This is a genomic window from Zavarzinia sp. (genome assembly GCF_049306435.1).
Taxonomy (GTDB): Bacteria; Pseudomonadota; Alphaproteobacteria; order Zavarziniales; family Zavarziniaceae; genus Zavarzinia.
The window spans coordinates 1-16,790 of sequence record NZ_JBAQRT010000382.1 but is presented as its reverse complement, the minus strand read 5'-3'; the positions used below and the strand labels follow the sequence as shown (position 1 = coordinate 16,790).

At 59.2% G+C, this 16,790-nt stretch carries 14 protein-coding genes; 9 read left to right on the top strand and 5 right to left on the bottom strand.

Annotated elements, in window-relative coordinates; translation table 11 throughout:
- Positions 1-12 precede the first annotated feature (12 nt).
- The 3 genes from WAZ62_RS21620 (at position 13) to WAZ62_RS21610 (ending at position 3,743) form a co-directional block, all read left to right on the top strand.
- On the top strand, positions 13-1,281 hold the full coding sequence (locus tag WAZ62_RS21620; RefSeq protein WP_208112064.1) for a cytochrome P450: 1,269 nt from the start codon (positions 13-15) through the stop codon (positions 1,279-1,281).
- Positions 1,282-1,426: 145 nt separating this feature from the next.
- On the top strand, positions 1,427-1,747 hold the full coding sequence (locus WAZ62_RS21615) for a 2Fe-2S iron-sulfur cluster-binding protein (protein ID WP_109920213.1): 321 nt from the start codon (positions 1,427-1,429) through the stop codon (positions 1,745-1,747).
- A gap of 352 nt (positions 1,748-2,099) precedes the next feature.
- Positions 2,100-3,743 (top strand): 3-(methylthio)propionyl-CoA ligase, encoded by a 1,644-nt coding sequence (locus tag WAZ62_RS21610; RefSeq protein ID WP_109920214.1) that lies wholly within the window; start codon positions 2,100-2,102, stop codon positions 3,741-3,743.
- A gap of 167 nt (positions 3,744-3,910) precedes the next feature.
- On the opposite strand, the gene WAZ62_RS21605 is transcribed toward WAZ62_RS21610, so the two are convergent.
- A complete protein-coding gene (locus WAZ62_RS21605; protein ID WP_109920215.1) occupies positions 3,911-4,948 on the bottom strand; it encodes a helix-turn-helix domain-containing protein in 1,038 nt (345 codons plus the stop codon).
- A gap of 125 nt (positions 4,949-5,073) precedes the next feature.
- On the opposite strand from WAZ62_RS21605, the gene WAZ62_RS21600 reads away from it, so the two are divergent.
- The 6 genes from WAZ62_RS21600 (at position 5,074) to WAZ62_RS21575 (ending at position 14,594) form a co-directional block, all read left to right on the top strand.
- On the top strand, positions 5,074-5,394 hold the full coding sequence (locus WAZ62_RS21600) for a 2Fe-2S iron-sulfur cluster-binding protein (protein WP_109920216.1): 321 nt from the start codon (positions 5,074-5,076) through the stop codon (positions 5,392-5,394).
- Positions 5,395-5,425: 31 nt separating this feature from the next.
- Positions 5,426-6,844, top strand: coding sequence for a cytochrome P450 (locus WAZ62_RS21595; RefSeq protein ID WP_109920217.1), 1,419 nt, complete (start codon positions 5,426-5,428; stop codon positions 6,842-6,844).
- A 233-nt stretch (positions 6,845-7,077) separates the two neighbouring features.
- Positions 7,078-8,457, top strand: coding sequence for a DUF1329 domain-containing protein (locus WAZ62_RS21590; protein WP_422645594.1), 1,380 nt, complete (start codon positions 7,078-7,080; stop codon positions 8,455-8,457).
- Between the two features lie 174 nt (positions 8,458-8,631).
- Complete coding sequence (locus WAZ62_RS21585; RefSeq protein WP_422645593.1) at positions 8,632-10,830, top strand: DUF1302 family protein; 2,199 nt, start codon at positions 8,632-8,634, stop codon at positions 10,828-10,830.
- A 109-nt stretch (positions 10,831-10,939) separates the two neighbouring features.
- Positions 10,940-13,576, top strand: coding sequence for a LuxR C-terminal-related transcriptional regulator (locus tag WAZ62_RS21580; RefSeq protein ID WP_422645592.1), 2,637 nt, complete (start codon positions 10,940-10,942; stop codon positions 13,574-13,576).
- Positions 13,577-13,706: 130 nt separating this feature from the next.
- On the top strand, positions 13,707-14,594 hold the full coding sequence (locus WAZ62_RS21575; protein ID WP_208112063.1) for a LysR family transcriptional regulator: 888 nt from the start codon (positions 13,707-13,709) through the stop codon (positions 14,592-14,594).
- Here WAZ62_RS21575 and WAZ62_RS21570 read toward each other — a convergent pair.
- The 4 genes from WAZ62_RS21570 to WAZ62_RS21555 form a co-directional block, all read right to left on the bottom strand.
- Positions 14,548-14,832 carry a DUF2274 domain-containing protein gene (locus WAZ62_RS21570; RefSeq protein ID WP_109920222.1) on the bottom strand — a complete coding sequence of 95 codons (285 nt, stop codon included), beginning with the start codon at positions 14,830-14,832 and terminating at the stop codon, positions 14,548-14,550. The genes WAZ62_RS21575 and WAZ62_RS21570 overlap by 47 nt on opposite strands.
- Entirely contained in the window at positions 14,829-15,149 is a 321-nt protein-coding gene (locus tag WAZ62_RS21565; RefSeq protein ID WP_422645591.1) for a TrbI/VirB10 family protein, read from the bottom strand. Before WAZ62_RS21565 ends, WAZ62_RS21570 begins: the two co-directional genes overlap by 4 nt.
- Positions 15,150-15,272: 123 nt before the next feature.
- Positions 15,273-16,349, bottom strand: coding sequence for an IS5 family transposase (locus WAZ62_RS21560; RefSeq protein ID WP_422645590.1), 1,077 nt, complete (start codon positions 16,347-16,349; stop codon positions 15,273-15,275).
- Positions 16,350-16,395: 46 nt separating this feature from the next.
- Positions 16,396-16,790, bottom strand: a 395-nt coding sequence (locus WAZ62_RS21555) for a TrbI/VirB10 family protein (protein ID WP_422645589.1), incomplete at its 5' end; no start/stop codon positions are given.

The following is a 16,790-nucleotide window of genomic DNA, read 5'->3' as shown; positions in this document are numbered from 1 at the left end:
GGAGGCAGGAACGTGAACGAAGCAATAAATTGGGCGCACAGCGGCCCGGATGTTTTCGAGAAGATTCCGCTCGAAGATATCGATGTGTCGAATCCCGAATTGTTCCGGGACAATGTGGCTGAAAAACTGTTCTCTCGGCTGCGGAAGGAGGACCCTGTTCACTTCTGCAAGACGAGCATGTTCGGGCCATATTGGTCCGTGACGAAGTTCAAGGATATCGTCCAGGTCGAGACGAATCCCAAGGTCTACTCGTCCGACCATAGTTACGGCGGCATCACCATCATCGACGGCGAATCCAATTCCGCCGTGGTCTTGCCGATGTTCATCGCGATGGACCCGCCGAAGCATGACGTTCAGCGCAAGGCGGTCAGCCCCGTGGTTGCCCCCGAAAATCTGGCGAAATTGGAAGGGTTGATCCGGCAGAGAACGGCCCGGGCCTTGGCCGAGCTGCCGGTGAATGAAACTTTCAATTGGGTCGAGCTGGTTTCCAAGAATCTGACGACGCAGATGCTGGCGACGCTATTCGACTTTCCCTGGGAAGACCGTGCCAAGCTCACATATTGGTCGGATGTGACCACGGCGCTGCGCGGCACCGGCCTCGTCGATACGGAAGAGCAGCGCATGGCCATTCTGGGGGAATGTGCCGCCTATATGACCCGTCTGTGGAATGAGCGGGTGAATGCCGAACCAGGAAACGACCTGATTTCGCTCCTCGCCCATTCGGATGCGACGCGAAACATGGCGCCCGAGGAATTCATGGGCAATGTCCTGCTCTTGATCGTCGGCGGCAATGACACGACCAGAAATACCATGAGCGGTAGCGTGCTGGCGCTCAATACGCACATGGCGGAATATGAAAAGCTCTGTGCGAATCCGTCGCTGATTCCGTCGATGGTTTCCGAAACCATCCGGTGGCAAACGCCCCTGTCCCACATGAGGAGGACTGCCCTGGAGGACACCGAACTCGGCGGCAAATTGATCCGCAAGGGGGACAAGGTCGTCATGTGGTACGCGTCGGGCAATCGCGACGAGGACGAGATCGAGAACGCCAATTCCTATCTCATTGATCGGGCACAGCCTCGTCATCACCTGTCGTTCGGCTTTGGCATCCACCGCTGCGTGGGCAACAGGCTGGCGGAATTGCAGCTTCGCATCGTATGGGAAGAGGCTTTGAAACGCTGGCCGAAGGCGGGTCAGATCCAGGTCGTGGGCGAGCCCAAGCGGGTCCTCTCTCCCTTCGTGCAGGGGTACGAATCGCTGCCTGTCCGCATCGCGGCGTGATCTGGTTCGTCTATTTTCGGGCGCCGACGGATCGGCGTCGGCGCCCGCGGAACAATAACAAGGAGGCCATCAGCTCCTGTTACCTTCGGCGAGTCATCGCCGGGTTGGAGCGCCAGAAGTTGGCCTGATAGCGAGGAGATAAATCATGTTCGATGTCACTTTCATTTCGCCCGATGGCCACGCCACGAAGGTGCAGGTCGCCGAAGGGCAAACACTGATGCAGGCAGCCGTTCACAATTCGGTGCCCGGGATCGATGCCGACTGCGGCGGCAGTTGCGCTTGTGCGACATGCCATGTGTATGTGGAGCCGGTCTGGATTGATCGTCTGCCGCCGCAGCAGGAAGCGGAAAAGTCTCTACTTCAGTTTGCCAATGCGGTCGAAGACAACTCGAGGCTGGCGTGCCAAGTCACGATCAATGAAAGCCTGAACGGCCTGACTGTGCGGGTCCCCGTTGCCCAGCACTAACAGGGAGACGGAGAAAATGCGGTGGAAGTGACGCCGGTGCGGCAGGTCCCCTGCGCGGCTATCACGGCAAGCATTGCTGAGGCGCCGATGGGAGCGTGCGTTCTCTTGATGGCGCCGCCCGGGTGGCGGCTACCTGGAGAGATTTTCGGGAATTAAGGATTTGCGTATCCGGCGGCCCTTATCCTCCACAGCCGGTACGCCACTTGCCCCGGGATGCCTTCGTGTTGCGATGGCATCCTGGGGCTCTTTTTTGAATCAACGTCAACATCCGTCCTGGCTCGCCTCCGAACATTCGTCTTTCCATATATTGTCGGGGCAAGAAACCAGCCAATAATCACCTGAGGGGAATCATATGCGCGGGCTTATGCAGGATCGACAGCTTCTCATTTCTTCATTTCTGACATTCGCCGCCAGGAATCATGGAGAACGGCAAATTGTGACGCGGACGGTCGAGGGGCAGATCCACCGCTACACTTATGCCGATTGCGAGCGCCGATCGCGCCAGGTCGCCAACGTGCTGAAGAGCTTCGGGCTCGGCTTGGGCGATACGGTGGGCACGCTCGCCTGGAACACCTACCGCCACCTGGAACTCTGGTATGGCGTCTCTGGCTCGGGGATGGTCTGCCACACGATCAACCCGCGCCTGTTTCCCGAGCAGATCGCCTATATCGTCAATCACGCCGGCGACAAGGCCCTGTTCGTCGACCTCACCTTCGTGCCGCTGATCGAGAAGCTGGCCGACAAGCTGCCCTCGATCCGGCATTTCGTAATCATGACCGACCGGGCGCATATGCCCACGACCACGATCCCCAACGCCCTCTGCTACGAGGATCTGGTCGAGGCCGCCTCGGCCGACTTCGAATGGCCGGAGTTCGACGAGAACACCGCGTCCTCGCTCTGCTACACCTCGGGCACCACGGGCAATCCCAAAGGTGTGCTCTATTCGCACCGTTCGACCGCGCTGCATTCGATGGTCGCCAACAATGCCGATGCGCTGGGTATGCGCTCGGCCGACGTGGTGCTGCCGGTCGTGCCCATGTTCCATGCCAACGCCTGGTCGATCCCCTATGGCGCGCCCATGGCCGGCGCCAAGATCGTCCTGCCGGGCGCTGCAATGGACGGTGCCAGCATCTATGAGCTGCTGGAGACCGAAGGCGTCACCATGACGGCGGCGGTGCCGACCGTCTGGCTCATGCTGCTCCAGCACCTCGAGAAGGACGAGAACCGCAGGCTCTCCACATTGAAGCGCGTCGTCATTGGTGGTTCTGCCGCGCCACGCTCGATGATCGAGACCTTCGAGACCAAATATGGCGTCACCGTCTGCCACGCCTGGGGCATGACCGAGATGAGCCCGCTCGGCACGCTCGGTGCGCTGAAGGCGGGAATGGAGAAGCTGCCGCTCGACAAGCGCCTGGACATCCAGTGCAAGCAGGGCCGCGCCGTCTTCTGTGTCGAGATGAAAATTACCGACGACGACGGCAACGAGCTACCGCGCGACGGCAAGGCCTTCGGCCACCTGAAGGTGCGCGGCCCCTGGATCGCCGGCGCCTACCTCAAGGGGGACGGCGGTAATATCCTCGACGGGGACGGCTACTTCGATACCGGCGACGTCGCCACCATCGATCCCGAGGGCTTCATGCAGATCACCGATCGGGCCAAGGACGTGATCAAGTCGGGCGGCGAATGGATCTCCTCGATCGACCTCGAAAACGCCGCGGTCGGCCATCCCGCGATCGCCGAGGCGGCGGTGATCGGCGTCTTCCATCCGAAGTGGGACGAGCGCCCGTTGCTGATCGTCGTGCGCAAGCCCGGCAAAGATGTCGCCAAGGGTGAACTGCTTGCCTTTCTGGTCGGCAAAATCGCCAAATGGTGGATGCCGGACGATGTCGTCTTCGTCGACGAACTGCCCCACACCGCGACCGGCAAGCTGCTGAAGACCCGGCTGCGCGAGCAATTCAAGGACTATAAGCTCCCGGTGACCGCGACAGCGGGGTGAGGCATTGCCTCTTGGGAACGGAAGTGGGGGCATCAGTGACCGAAGGGGGAGCCGCCCCGGGCTGTTGGAAGCAGCAGCGATGCTGATGAACTGCAAGAAGCGACCGCTCGCCGGTGTTCGGTCTCGGCGACGGTCCTGTGATGTTGCGCGATCGGCCCTTCAGCGAGTCATGTCTTTCCCCCCTCGCTGACGGCCAGGCGCCGGAACACGCCCGGCGATGTTCCTGTCCAGCGCTTGAATGCGTGCGAGAAATTGGCCAGATCGCTGTAGCCAAGGGTCAGCGCGATGGCGTCCAGTGTTATCGTCGCGTCGGCAAGCATGAGTTTCGCCCGGTCCCTCGACGTCTCGTCGAGAAGAGCGCTGAACGTGGTGCCCGCATCCGCCAGCCGCCGCTTCAGTGTGCTGACCGAGAGATTCATGGCTTTCGCCACCTCGTCGATGCGGATCAGGCCCGGCCGTGCCTCCAGCCGCCAGCGCACCCGGGCGGCGATCTCGTCGGGCATGCTTTTGCTCGACTGCAGGGCCGTCAGGCTGGCCACTGCGCTGTTGTAGGCAATTGGGTCGGCGAAGCGGCAGACCGTTTCCAGCGTCTCGCGCGGCACCGCAATGTAATGCATGGGCGCATCGAAGCGCAGTCCGACGGCAAGACTGTCGGGATGATCCGCCAACCCCTCAGGCATGGGCCAGGCGATGTGAAACGTCAGTTCCAGCGCCTCGCTTGACAGAATCCTCAGCAGGCGGATGAAGGCGGCAGCGCAATAGAACAGGGGCAGGCGGTCGAGAACCGGATCGCCGGAATCGATGGTCAGCATGATCAGCACGGCTTCCTCACGCTCGAGGAAAGTCGCGCTGATGACATTCGAGATCAGCGGCAGGAATTTCAGCAGATGCAGCGCTTCACTGACCGAGCTGGCGCTGACCAGGGGCAGGCTCAGCAGACTGCTCGAGGTGAGGCGCACTTTCTTGCCGGCGAAATAGCCGATGCAGGATGCCTTGTCGGCATCGAGGTCGGGGCAGGCTTCCCGGAACCAGCGCATGGGCGCCTGCGCCCCGGGGACCTCGATCGCCGGGAGTTCGATCCCCTCCCGCGCTAGGATGGCTCGGAACCGCGCCTGTTCCCCCTCGCCCAGAACTCCGGACTCAAGCAGCTGCAAGAGGACATGCATCGGCAGGCCCGGCTCCCGGCGCTGGATGAGGAAACGCATTTGATCTGTTCTCACAAAAAACTGACCCAGATCAACATAGCCGAGCGATCAGGCTGCGCACAAGATGAGCGGCAATGCAAGCAATATCTACAGCCAACATTGGTTGAACAATGGGGAGTCAGGGCATGGGCAAGATCATTTTCGTCGAGCATGACGGCACGGTGCATGAAGCTAGGCTGATCGAAGGCCAGTCCCTCATGCAGGTGGCGACGGCCCATTGGGTACCCGGCATCGGTGGCGATTGCAGCGGCGCCTGTGCCTGCGGCACCTGTCATGTGATCGTGGACGACCAATGGCTCCCGGCCCTCGGCCCGCAGGGCGACGAGGAGGCACGGATGCTGAGCATGTCGCCGGAACGCCAGCCGGCCTCGCGCCTTGCCTGCCAGATTAAACTGTCGGCGGCGATGGACGGCATGACCGTTCGCCTGCCCGAATTCCAGATGTGATCCCGGACTTCCCCCTACGACAGGCCAAGCCATGACCATTCTCGACAAAGTGATCGCCACTGCTCAGGCGACGGTTCTCGACAGGGCGATCACCACGGCGCAGTCCGTCATCCCCATGAGCTTGCAATTCCGCAGCGTACATCTCTATGAGAAACTGAGGCGCATGGCTTTCGCCGATGCCCGGCCGCCCACCTTCGCCGAGCGCCCCTTGCCCGATGTCGCCGACCTGCCCTTGGAGCAGATAGACCTGAGCAGCCCCTTCCTGTTCCGCCAGGGCCGCTGGCAATCCTACTTCAAGCGCCTGCGCGAGGAGGCGCCGGTCCATTACCAGCCGAACAGCGCCTTCGGCCCCTTTTGGTCGGTGACGCGCTATGAGGACATTCTCCATGTCGACAAGAGCCACGACCTGTTCTCGGCCGAACCCTTCATCGTCCTGGGGGAACCGCCGAAGGGCATGAACCTTGAGATGTTCATCGCCATGGACCCGCCAAGGCATGATCACCAGCGCCAGGCCGTGCAGGGGGTAGTGGCCCCCAAGAACTTGAAGGAGATGGAGGGCCTGATCCGCCAGCGCGTGCAGGACGTGCTGGACAATCTGCCGGTCGGCAAGGCTTTCAACTGGGTGGACCATGTCTCGATCGAGCTGACCTCGCGAATGCTGGCGACCCTTCTCGATTTTCCCTACGAACAGCGACGAAAGCTGGTCTATTGGTCGGATCTGTTGGCGGGCAGCGCCGAGACCACGGGCGGACCGCTCGATCTCGACGAACTGATGAATGGCGCCATCGACATGGCCCGCCATTTCAAGGCGCTCTGGCACGACAAGGCGGCGCGGTCGGCCGCCGGGGAAGCACCCGGCTTCGACCTGATTACCCAGATGCAATGCCACGAGAGCACCAGGGACCTGATCAAGCGGCCGATGGAATTTATCGGCAACCTTGCCCTGCTGATCGTCGGAGGCAATGACACCACACGCAATTCGATGTCGGCCGGCGTGCTGGCCATGAACCGCTTCCCGGACCAGTTCGAGAAACTGAAGGCGGACCCCGGCCTCATCCCCAACATGGTGTCGGAAATCATCCGCTGGCAGACCCCGCTCGCCTATATGCGGCGCGTCGCCAAGAAGGACACCATGCTGAACGGCCAGTTCATCCGGAAGGGCGACAAGGTGGTTATGTGGTATGCCTCCGGCAACCGCGATGAAAGCGTGTTCGAGCGCCCCGACGATTTCATTATCGACCGGGCCAACGCCCGCAACCATATGTCCTTCGGTTTCGGCGTCCACCGCTGCATGGGCAACCGCTTGGCGGAACTGCAGTTGCGCATCCTGTGGGAGGAATTGCTGACCCGCTTCGAGCGGATCGAAACCCTGGGCGAGCCGACCATGGTGCAGTCGAACTTTATCCGGGGTTACGACACGCTGATGGTGAGGCTGGCGGAAAGGAAGTAACGGCCGACGCCCCACCCTCGATTTCTGGTCCCGAAACTTGCCTGCCCTTGGCTATTCGGAGCCTGTTGATCGGCGGTTGGCGCTCCAGGAATTGTTTGGCAACCTTTGTTCTCTGGCCGAACCGCCGGAGCGGGATGAGCACCCCTCCCCGACCGGGTAGGGGGGGGTGTCAGTCGATGTGCTAGGCTGAAAAAAATCGCCAGTAAGATGCAAAATGGTGAGCGGGAGGAATAATGAACGTCAAGACTCTGGCCGTCGCTTTCGGCGCGATGGTTGCACTTTCCGGGTCGGCCTTTGCGAAGGTAAGCCAGTCGGAGGCGGACCGTCTCGGCAAGGATCTCACGCCGGTCGGTGCGATCAAGGCGGGCAACGCCGATGGCTCAATTCCGGCATGGACGGGTGGGATTACGACACCGCCGGCCGGCTATACGCCCGGCATGCACCACATCAGTCCGTATTCGGCGGACCCTCTCAAATTCGCCATCACCGACGCCAATGCCGACCAGTATAAGGGCAAGATTCCCGACGGCCAGTTCGCCATGCTGAAGGCCTATCCTGGGTATAAGCTCAACGTCTACCAGACTCGGCGATCCTGTTCGCTGCCCGAGCGGGTCTACGAGGCAGGCAGGCTCAATGCGGTTTCCGCGACCATGACCGAAGATGAAAACGGTCTCAACGGCGCGATTGTCGGCAATCCGTTTCCTATTCCCAAATCTGGTGTCGAGGTCGTCTGGAACCATCGCCTTCGCTATCGCGGTTTCAAGATTCGGCGCTATTTCAACACCGCCGCGGTCAACCGAGACGGAAGCTTCACTTCCATCAAGACGCAGGACGAAGCGATCCTTCATTACTCCGGCCCCGGCATCAATGCGATCGGCGATGTCACTGACGTCAGTCAACTCAAGAATATCGCCATTTCCTATTTGAACATTACGACTTCTCCGGCCCGTCTCGCCGGTTCGGTCATCCTGGTCCATGACACGATCAACGCGAAAGAATTGCCGCGCCAAGCCTGGCAATATAATCCTGGCACGAGGCGCGTATTGCGCGCACCCGAGTTGTCTTACGACAACCCGCTCTTCAATAGCGATGGCCTGGCGACGACCGATCAGTTCGACATGTTCAATGGCGCGACCGATCGCTTCACATGGGAACTGAAGCCGCAGCGGGAAATGTATATCGGCTACAATGCCTATGAATTGATGTCCGATAAACATAGCTATAAGGATATCCTGCCCGCGAATTTTGTGAATCCGGATTACAGTCGTTACGAACTGCATCGCGTATGGGTGGTGGAGGCGAAAGTCAAGGAGGGGGTCAGGCACGTATATGCCCGCAGGACGATGTATTTCGACGAAGACAGTTGGAATCTTGTGGCCTCCGACCTTTACGATGCCCGGGGGTCTCTGTGGCGGTTCCAGGAAGGCCCGATCGTCAACTACTACGATATTCCGCTCTGCTCATCGGCCATCGAAGTGAATTACGATCTCCAGTCCGGGCGCTATATCGCCTTCAGTCTGAAAAACGAAGAAAAAATGCTGAACTGGAATGTTCAGGATCTCGACGCCGGGCAATTCACGCCCGATGCGATGCGTCGTCTCGGACAGAACTGATATCGATGTAAAACCCAGCCGGGAAGCCTCTGTTCGTCTCGATGCTTCCCGGCATGATGGTGGTGTCAGTGCGTAGTGGGGGACGGGGGGGGGGCTCGCGGTCGGTTGCTAAAGATCTGTCACATGAAAACATGTGGCATGAAAATCAATAATAGAACAGGGAAGGGGAAGGAAATGTCCAAAGTCTGGAACACGAGAGTGAGGGGCGCAAGGTTTCCATGGTCGGTTGCCGCAATGGCCGCGGCCGGTGTTCTGGCCTCGGCGACGACGGTGGCTGCCTATGAATTCGAGATCGGTGACGAGATCACAGGCTCCATTGTAACGGCCATTTCAGTCGGCGCGCAGATGCGGATGGCGGACAGGGATCCCCGGAATTACGGCTATTATTATGGTGGTGTGAGCAATGTTTCGGATATTGATGACGGGAATTTGAACTATGACAAATATGACCTGATCAGCCAGGTCAGCACAGTTTCGAGCGAACTGAAACTGAAGTGGCGAAATTATTTCGCTTTCTTCAGGGGGGCGGCGTTCTACGATTCTGTCGCGGCCAATAACGATCTTGCGGACTTCAAGCCAGAACTTCGCCCCTATACCAGCGGTCGCTACCCGGAGGGGGCTGACAACAGGGCGGATTGGGACGCGGAGCTTCTCGACTATTATGTCGGTGGCGATTTCGACCTCGGAGGGCGGAATCTCACCGTCAAGGTCGGCAGCCAAATCCTGAACTGGGGCGAAGCCCTGTTCACCATCAACGGGATTTCCATCGTCAATCCTATCGACGTAAAGAAGATCCGTGTTCCAGGCGCCGAACTGAAGGATGCGCTTATTCCCGTTCCCATGATTTCCGTGGGACTGGATCTCGCGGATAATCTTTCGATGGAAGCCTTCTATCAGTTGGATTTCAAACCCTTCAAGCTCGACGCTTGCGGCAGTTTCTTTTCGACGACAGACAATATATGCGACGGCGTAAAATACGTCAGTACGACGGAAGATCCCTTTGATCCCAGGTCATATACCGCCAGTACCGGGATGAAGACAACTGATTACGACAATCCGAACAAGGTCATCACGGCGGCCAATTTCCCGATGTATGTGGAAGACGACCCTGATGTTCACGATTGGGGTGTGTCGCTAAAATATTTCTCGCCAGACTTGAATAATACTGAATTTCAATTCTATTTCGCGCGCTATACTTCCAGACTGCCTTCTATTTACTGGCAATCGCCGGATAAGTTTGCGGATGGGACCGGGCAGATCAATGCCGCCGCACTGCCTGTGCCCCTGGTTCAGGGCTTGCTGGATCAGCTCGGCGTCGACCAGTTGAATGCGCTGACATCGGCGCTTTCTGGCTTGCTCGGCGGGCCGGTGACGGATCTTGTCGGCGCGCTTACAAACCCGCTGACGGGGGCCTTGATCCAACCGCCGTTCGGGACGTCGCCCCCGTCGAAGGTCCTGGAGAACCTCGATAACGGCCGAATGACGATCTATTATCCGAGCGGGCTGAATATGCTCGGCTTTGCCTTCAACACGACCTATGACCCGCTTGGTGTCGCCATCAATGCCGAAGTGAGTTGGAAGCATGACGTGCCCATTCTGATTTCTGAATCGGCGATCGTCACCAACGTGTATAACGCCGCAGGTGGCGCCCCCATCAGCCAGGGAACGAAGGCAAAGACGCCCATCTGCATCGGAACCATCTGCGTGCCGAATCCGGGGATAGCCCCCTTCGTCGATCCCGGCTTCCACAATCCGGACGGCCAGTTCATTCCCGGTCGGCGCATCGACTTCGCCGAGAAGCATGAGGTCTGGCAGGCGGCGGTGCGCTTCACCAAGATCTTCGGCGGGTCCAGTTTCGTGACGCGCCTGCTCGGCGCGAACCAACTCTTCGCCCTCGTGGAACTCGGGGCGATTCATGTCGATCTGGATCCCAACGTACAATATGCCGGCTACGGTCAAACCGGATTTACCGGGTTTTCGACCCGACCGTTGCTCGGTGTCGTACCCTCCATCGCGGCCACAGACCTGGGTGTTCCGTTCTACGCGACGGCCAAGGAGCCGACCCAATGGTCGGGGGGTATTCAAGGGTTGTTCTTTTGGGATTATCCCGGGGTTTTTGATGGTGTCACACTGACGCCGTCGATCGGGTTTTCCCATGGTATCTTCGGCAATACGCCGGCTTCCCTTCCGGGGTTTACAAAAAGTGTAACATCAATGAATTTCGGTCTCAAGATTAACTACCTCGACAACTGGGCGATGAATATCAATTACTTTAAGAGTTGGGGCGGCGGTTCCGGGGGCACCGGCGGCGCATCACGGAACCCTTATATCGACCGAGATTTTATCGGCGTGAATGTGGCTTATTCTTTCTGACATCAAACGCGTGCGGTGGGGCCCCCCCCGACAGTACGCGAACTCACCCCGGGGCGCCCTTGTTCTCCTCCGCGCCCCGGGGTATTTTTTTCTTCTAGGGAGAACAAAAGTGACGCACATATTCCTCGATGGGAACGCAGGGCAATTCTCTATCGATGAGAGCTTGCCAGACGAATTGAAGCGCGAGAGTATACTGGGCGAGATTTTTCTGCGTCATCACAACAAGAGTATCTTTCTCCTGGAGGCTCCGGCCGGCTACGGCAAATCGACCCTAATTCAGCAATGGCGTCGAGCTTTGACGGAGAAAGGAGAAAGAAGTTTTTACCTGTGCTTTTCGCGCAAGGACAATAATCCAAGTTCTCTAAAGTTAAATTTGCTTGGTGTATTGAAATCAGAATGGTCAATTGATTTACCAGACAGTATTCAGAATCTCGATCTGTCGGCACTGATGAATCACCTGCTTGGAACTGTGAGTGGCGGTGGCACCGGGGTCACTCTTTTCCTGGACAGTTGTGAGGCCGTCGTTAATCCGCATGTTCTCAGATATATCGCGCGGGCGATAGAATCCTGTCCGGCAACGGTTCGCTTCGTACTGTCCGGAAGGACGGCCATACGAGTCCCCCGTGCCAAGGCTGTACTCTCGGGTGAACTCGTTCGACTTAGCGCGCAAGATCTCGCCTTTACCCGCTCCGAAATTGCCCGCATAGCAGACAGATGGCGTGGTTCGCCATTGGCGGAAAATGAACTTGATGCGATCTATCAGAAGACTGGCGGCTGGCCGGTCATGCTGCGGCTGGCAAGTCTGGAATGGCGAAGGCTCGATGATCCCGCGAAATTGCGGGAAGCATTGTCAGGGGCGAATGAAATCGTTTCGGCCTACTTCATGGAAGAAGTGCTGGAAAAATTGCCTTGCGCTCACCGCGAACTGCTTCTGAAATCCAGTCCACTCGAAGTCGTGTCGACGGCGTTATGTCGGTCGGCGACGGGCTTGGTCCAAGCGGCCTCTCTTCTAGAGGAGCTGGAAAGGCAGTGGTTTCTCGTTCATCGCGGCGCCCGGTCCGAAGAATTTGCCGCTTTTCATCCGCTTCTTCGAGAGTTTCTCCTCTCAAGGCTCCAGGTCGAATATCCCGGGGCTTTCGAGCGGATCCTTCTGAAGGCTGCTATCTGGTTTCGGCAGCAGGATCAGGTCGACATGGCAATGGACCATGCAATACGAGGCGGTCACGTCGGTTGGGCTTGCGATTACCTGTCACCACTCATCTTCGATCTTGGATTCAAGTTGGGACAATTTTCGAATATTGGCCGGTGGGCACAATACCTGACTCAAGAGCAATTGCGGCATTACCCTTCTCTGAAACTCGGATTGGCATGGCTGAATATCTTCAACAATCCAGATGTGGCCGCCGGTCTGTTGAGCGGTATGACGGAGAAGGATGTTGCGGTCGGAACCAGTGAAGAAGAGGCGCATGCGAACTTTGCGATGGCGAGGGCGGTATTGGCAACGACTTCCGATAAGTACGTTGATGCCTGGAATTATTTTCGGGACTGGGACCGAAGACATCCCGAATTGACATATCAGCGCGCGAATGTGCTGACGGCCTGGGCCTATACGGCCTATGCTCTCAAACGCATTCGCGATGCTAAGCGCCTCTGCGATGCTGCGGGCGAAGCAATCGAACGAAGTGATGCTCATTTGGCTGGATTGTGGCTCCCGATTATAAGGGCGCGGCTGGCTCTGTTTGAAGGAAAACCGGGTGAAGTCGAACAAATTATAACGAAGGTAATTGTCGCTGGCTCCGTTGTTCGGGGGCAGGACAAGCAAGCGTGGGGGCTCCTGAATGTATGCTTGGCCGAAGCGCGTTACATGCAGGGCGAGGTTCCTGGCGCGCTTGATGCGCTCGGGCAATTCTCCGGCGGTCAGATCCGGAACGACGTCACGGTCGAGATGGCCTTCGCCGTGGCGCGACTTAAGGGGCGCCTTGCTCTGGCGAGGGGTGATTTTCGCCGAGCCATTCAATCGCTGAGGGCGGACCTTCAGGCTTCCCGGGCGGCTGGCATGACCCGCCTCACAGATCTGATTGCCGGCGAACTCACCACTATCCTTTTGTGCGCAGGACGTATTCGGGACGCCTGGGGAATTGAAAAAGACCATGACCTTAGTGTGCCGGCGGGCGAAAGCAAAGCTCCCTCGCTTGAGGAGAGGCAATTGGTTCAGGCTCGCCTAATGATATCTCATCAAGAATATAATCGAGCAGCAGCATTGGCCATGAATCTTTATTCGCGAGCCACATCAATGGGTAATTTTGGTCTTACTATTACCTCACAGTGTGTTGCCGCTTTGGCGCGGTGGCATTTGGGCCAGCGACAAGACGCGCATCGCCTCATGGTCAATGCGAGAATGACGGCGAGCGGTTCTGGATGTCAGCAGATATTTGAGGATGAAGTTAAATATTTGAAGCCAATTCAAGATGATGTGGTGTCCGAGTGGTGCGAATCGAGTGAAATTGCTGATAACGAAATTTCAACGCCGACAGGGGATTCGGTACTTTCAGCCAGGGAAAAGCAGGTAATATTTTTCGTTTCGAAGGGACTTTCAAATATAGAAATTGCAAAAATTCTCCTTGTTTCAAGCGAAACAGTGAAGTTTCACGTAAAAAATATTACTCGAAAATTAGATGCAAAAAATAGAATTAACGCTGTAGAAATCGCACACGATATTGGGTTGCTGGGCAGGGGTCGTGAATAGAATTTATTAAAAGAAATAAGATCGTGATGCGAAAATTAGATCAATTTCTGATATTGAATTTTTTAATTTTATGCCATTTCGCGGAGTGGCGGCCTTTCTTCTTAATATTGCATGGGTCATGGGAGCGCTCGTGGATCTCAAGCAAATCCGTTATGTGGTTGCCGCCGCTGAATGTCGAAGTTTCCGACGTGCCGCCCAGCAACTGCGGGTTCAGCCGTCCGCCGTCAGCAAACGCATCCTGGAACTCGAGGCTCGGCTCGGTGTAGCGCTGTTTGTGCGCACCACGAGCGGCGTAACCTTGACCGAAGCTGGACGGTGCTTTGTCGTCCAAGCACGCAAGGGGGTGGACCAACTGGATGCGGCTGCGACGCTGGCCAAGTCTATGGGACGCGGTGAATTCGCCGTTCTTCGAGTCGGCTTCTTTTCTCCCCTGGCGTCTGGTTTCCTGGCTCGGCTGGCCGCGGTTCATCGGGGGCGGGAGCCGGGGGTCCGTCTGGACTGGAACGAAGGCATTCAGCCCGACCTCGTCCGGGCAATCGAACGCCAGGAACTCGATGTCGCGTTTGTCTGCGACGGTTCCGCCGCTCCAGGCTGCGAGACCGTGCCGTTGTGGCTGGAGCGGTTGTTCGTCGTGATGCCGGCGGGGGAACTCCTCTCCGAGAAAGCAGAGATCCGATGGCAGGATCTTGAGGGCCAACATTTTATTGTCAGTGACACCGAACCGGGATGCCGCATGCACGAATTCCTTGTCCGCCATTTGTCCGCCCCCGGTCACGAAGTCAGCATCGAGCGTTGTCGCGTCGGCCTGCTGAGCCTCTATCAGCTCGTGGCTTTGGGGCGGGGATTCGCCTTGACCGCGGAGACGGCCACCGTCTCCATTGCGGGGACCGTATGCCGTCCGCTTGTCGCCTCACCAATGACCTTCGTCGCGATCTGGTGGCGCGCTAACCAGAGTCCTGCTCTGAGGAAATTCATTGATCTTGCCCGTTCTCTTTCGCCGGAGCACGGGTTGACATAAAGTGCGTGGTGGACGACGCTGGTCTGGCGTTACGCGCTTTCGCGAACCCCCTGTCTGTCGCGATGAATCGCTGCAACATCGGGACGATCAGCTTGAGCGGGTCGCTGACCGGCTGCCCCGTGTGGCGGCCAAGCGCCTCGGCGTAGGCGACGAGGTCGCGGTGAAGCGATGCCGGCAGTTCCACCGTCGCTTTGACGGGCCGGTCGTCCTCGATCGGGCCGAGCTTGAGCTTGGTCATGGGGTCTCTCCATAGGGGGGGATGACGAGGTCGCGGGTGACGACGACCCGGACCGGGAAGCCGGGCCGGATGGTGACGGTGGGCGGCACCGAGAGTTCGCGGCTGACGATCCGCTGGCCTGCGTCGTCGGCCGTGTCCTGAGAGCCGTTCCGCAGGGCGGAGAGCAGGGCGTTACCGCTGTCCGATGCCAGTTCCGAGCCGATCGAGAGTAGCGTCGAGAGAGTGGCAGCTTTGGCCACGTTCTCCCAGTGATCGTCGACCTGGTCCTCCAGCCCGGCGTAACCGGCAACGTCCGATCCCGGCAGGCGCTCGGACACCTCGAATAACCAGCTTGATGGCGGCGTCGGAGATGAATCCGGCGCCGTGATGGCCCGTGGCGGGTCGGGCCTGGGGTTTGAATGGGCTTTTGGTCGGGGAGGCCTGCCCCACAAGGGCCCCCTTCAGGCCGCCGGCTGGTGCTCGGCCAGCCAGATATAGCGCCTGACGTTGTAGGCGAGATTGGCGAGAGCGATCTTCGTGGTGGCTCTGGCCATGCCGATGGTCCGGACCACCAGGCCGAAGGCATGTTTCTGGTGGGCGAAGACGCCCTCCACGGCAGAGCGTATCTTCGATCTTGCCCGGTTCGCCTTCTTCTGGGGCCCGGTCAGATCCTGGCCGGGCCGGCGACGGAAGTGGATCCTGGAACGCAAGCCCCGGGCCGCCAGGAAGGCTTCGTTGGCCCTGGTCCGGTAGGCGGTATCCGCCCAGACATCGCTCGCCGTGTTGCGGGCCATCACCGCCGGCAGCTGGGCACCGTCATGGGCCGCCGCCGAGGTGACGCTGAAGCCCCGGATCAGGCGATGCGCCTTGTCGATGCCGATATGGTTCTTGTAGCCGAACACCGGAATGGCGATCTCCACCCGGGCCTTGGTGCCGTCTGCCTTGCTCTTCCTTGCCTTGGCGCGCTTCAGTGTCCAGCGGGCATCGCGGTCCTTCTGGGCCAATTTGGCCGGTTTGGCCCGCCAGTCCTCCGGGATCCGTCCTTCCTTCAAGGCGGCCTTCTCCGCGTCCGTATTGCGCTGGCGCGGGGCGGCGATGATCGAGGCATCGACGATCTGGCCCGACATGGCCAAGTAGCCCTTGCCCTTCAGCCAGCCATCGAAGTCGGCGAAAAGATCCCGGATCACGCCGGCCTTGGTCAGGTGCTCGCGATACAGCCAGATCGTCTTGGCGTCAGGCACCGCATCCTCGAGCCCGAGACGCAGGAAGCGCATGAACGACAGCCGGTCCCGGATCTGGAATTCGGTGGCGTCATCCGACAGCGTGTAGAGCGTCTGTAGGATCAGGATCCTGAACATCAGCACCGGGTCATAGGGCGGGCGCCCGCCCTTCGCGCCATCGGACCGCTTCAGTGCCGCCACCAGACGGGGCCGGAAGATCTCGAAGTCCACCAGGCTGGCCAGCTTCACCAGGGGATCACCGGTCTCCGACAGCAGCCGATACCGCTCATCCAGATCAAAGAACCCCGGCTGACCCATGACGTCCCTCCATGGAGAACACCGCCCCATGGAATCATGAAACCGGTCATGGTGCAGCGGTTTTTAGAGGTGTCCGCTCGAGCACGATCGAAGAACCGTCCGGCCGGATCAGCCGGGTCCAAACCAGCAGCACCCGGCGCTGGCCGGCGTCGGCACCACCCTGGTACTGGCCGATCAGGCGCGAGCCCTGGGGGATCAGCAGGCGCTGTCCCGTCGGGCTGTCATAGACGGCCTCGGTCACCTGGGCTGTGACCTGCCCGGGCAGGTCGGAGCGGATGCCGGTCAGCAGCGCCGCGGCGATGACGCTGCCCGCCTGCAGGACGGCACTTGAGGCGGGCGGCGACACCCTGTCGGGGGCGGTGGTCCGGCGATCGACAGGGGCTTCGAGGAGTGCCTGGTGCCGATCCGTCGCGGCGTCTCTGCTCGCGAGCGCCGCCGCCG

Coding starts and splice junctions, on each gene's coding strand:
- WAZ62_RS21615 (WP_109920213.1), top strand. CDS start 1,427: ATGTTCGATGTCACTTTCATTTCGCCCGATGGCCACGCCACGAAGGTG.
- WAZ62_RS21610 (WP_109920214.1), top strand. CDS start 2,100: ATGCGCGGGCTTATGCAGGATCGACAGCTTCTCATTTCTTCATTTCTG.
- WAZ62_RS21605 (WP_109920215.1), bottom strand. CDS start 4,948: ATGCGTTTCCTCATCCAGCGCCGGGAGCCGGGCCTGCCGATGCATGTC.
- WAZ62_RS21600 (WP_109920216.1), top strand. CDS start 5,074: ATGGGCAAGATCATTTTCGTCGAGCATGACGGCACGGTGCATGAAGCT.
- WAZ62_RS21595 (WP_109920217.1), top strand. CDS start 5,426: ATGACCATTCTCGACAAAGTGATCGCCACTGCTCAGGCGACGGTTCTC.
- WAZ62_RS21590 (WP_422645594.1), top strand. CDS start 7,078: ATGAACGTCAAGACTCTGGCCGTCGCTTTCGGCGCGATGGTTGCACTT.
- WAZ62_RS21585 (WP_422645593.1), top strand. CDS start 8,632: ATGTCCAAAGTCTGGAACACGAGAGTGAGGGGCGCAAGGTTTCCATGG.
- WAZ62_RS21570 (WP_109920222.1), bottom strand. CDS start 14,832: ATGACCAAGCTCAAGCTCGGCCCGATCGAGGACGACCGGCCCGTCAAA.
- WAZ62_RS21560 (WP_422645590.1), bottom strand. CDS start 16,349: ATGGGTCAGCCGGGGTTCTTTGATCTGGATGAGCGGTATCGGCTGCTG.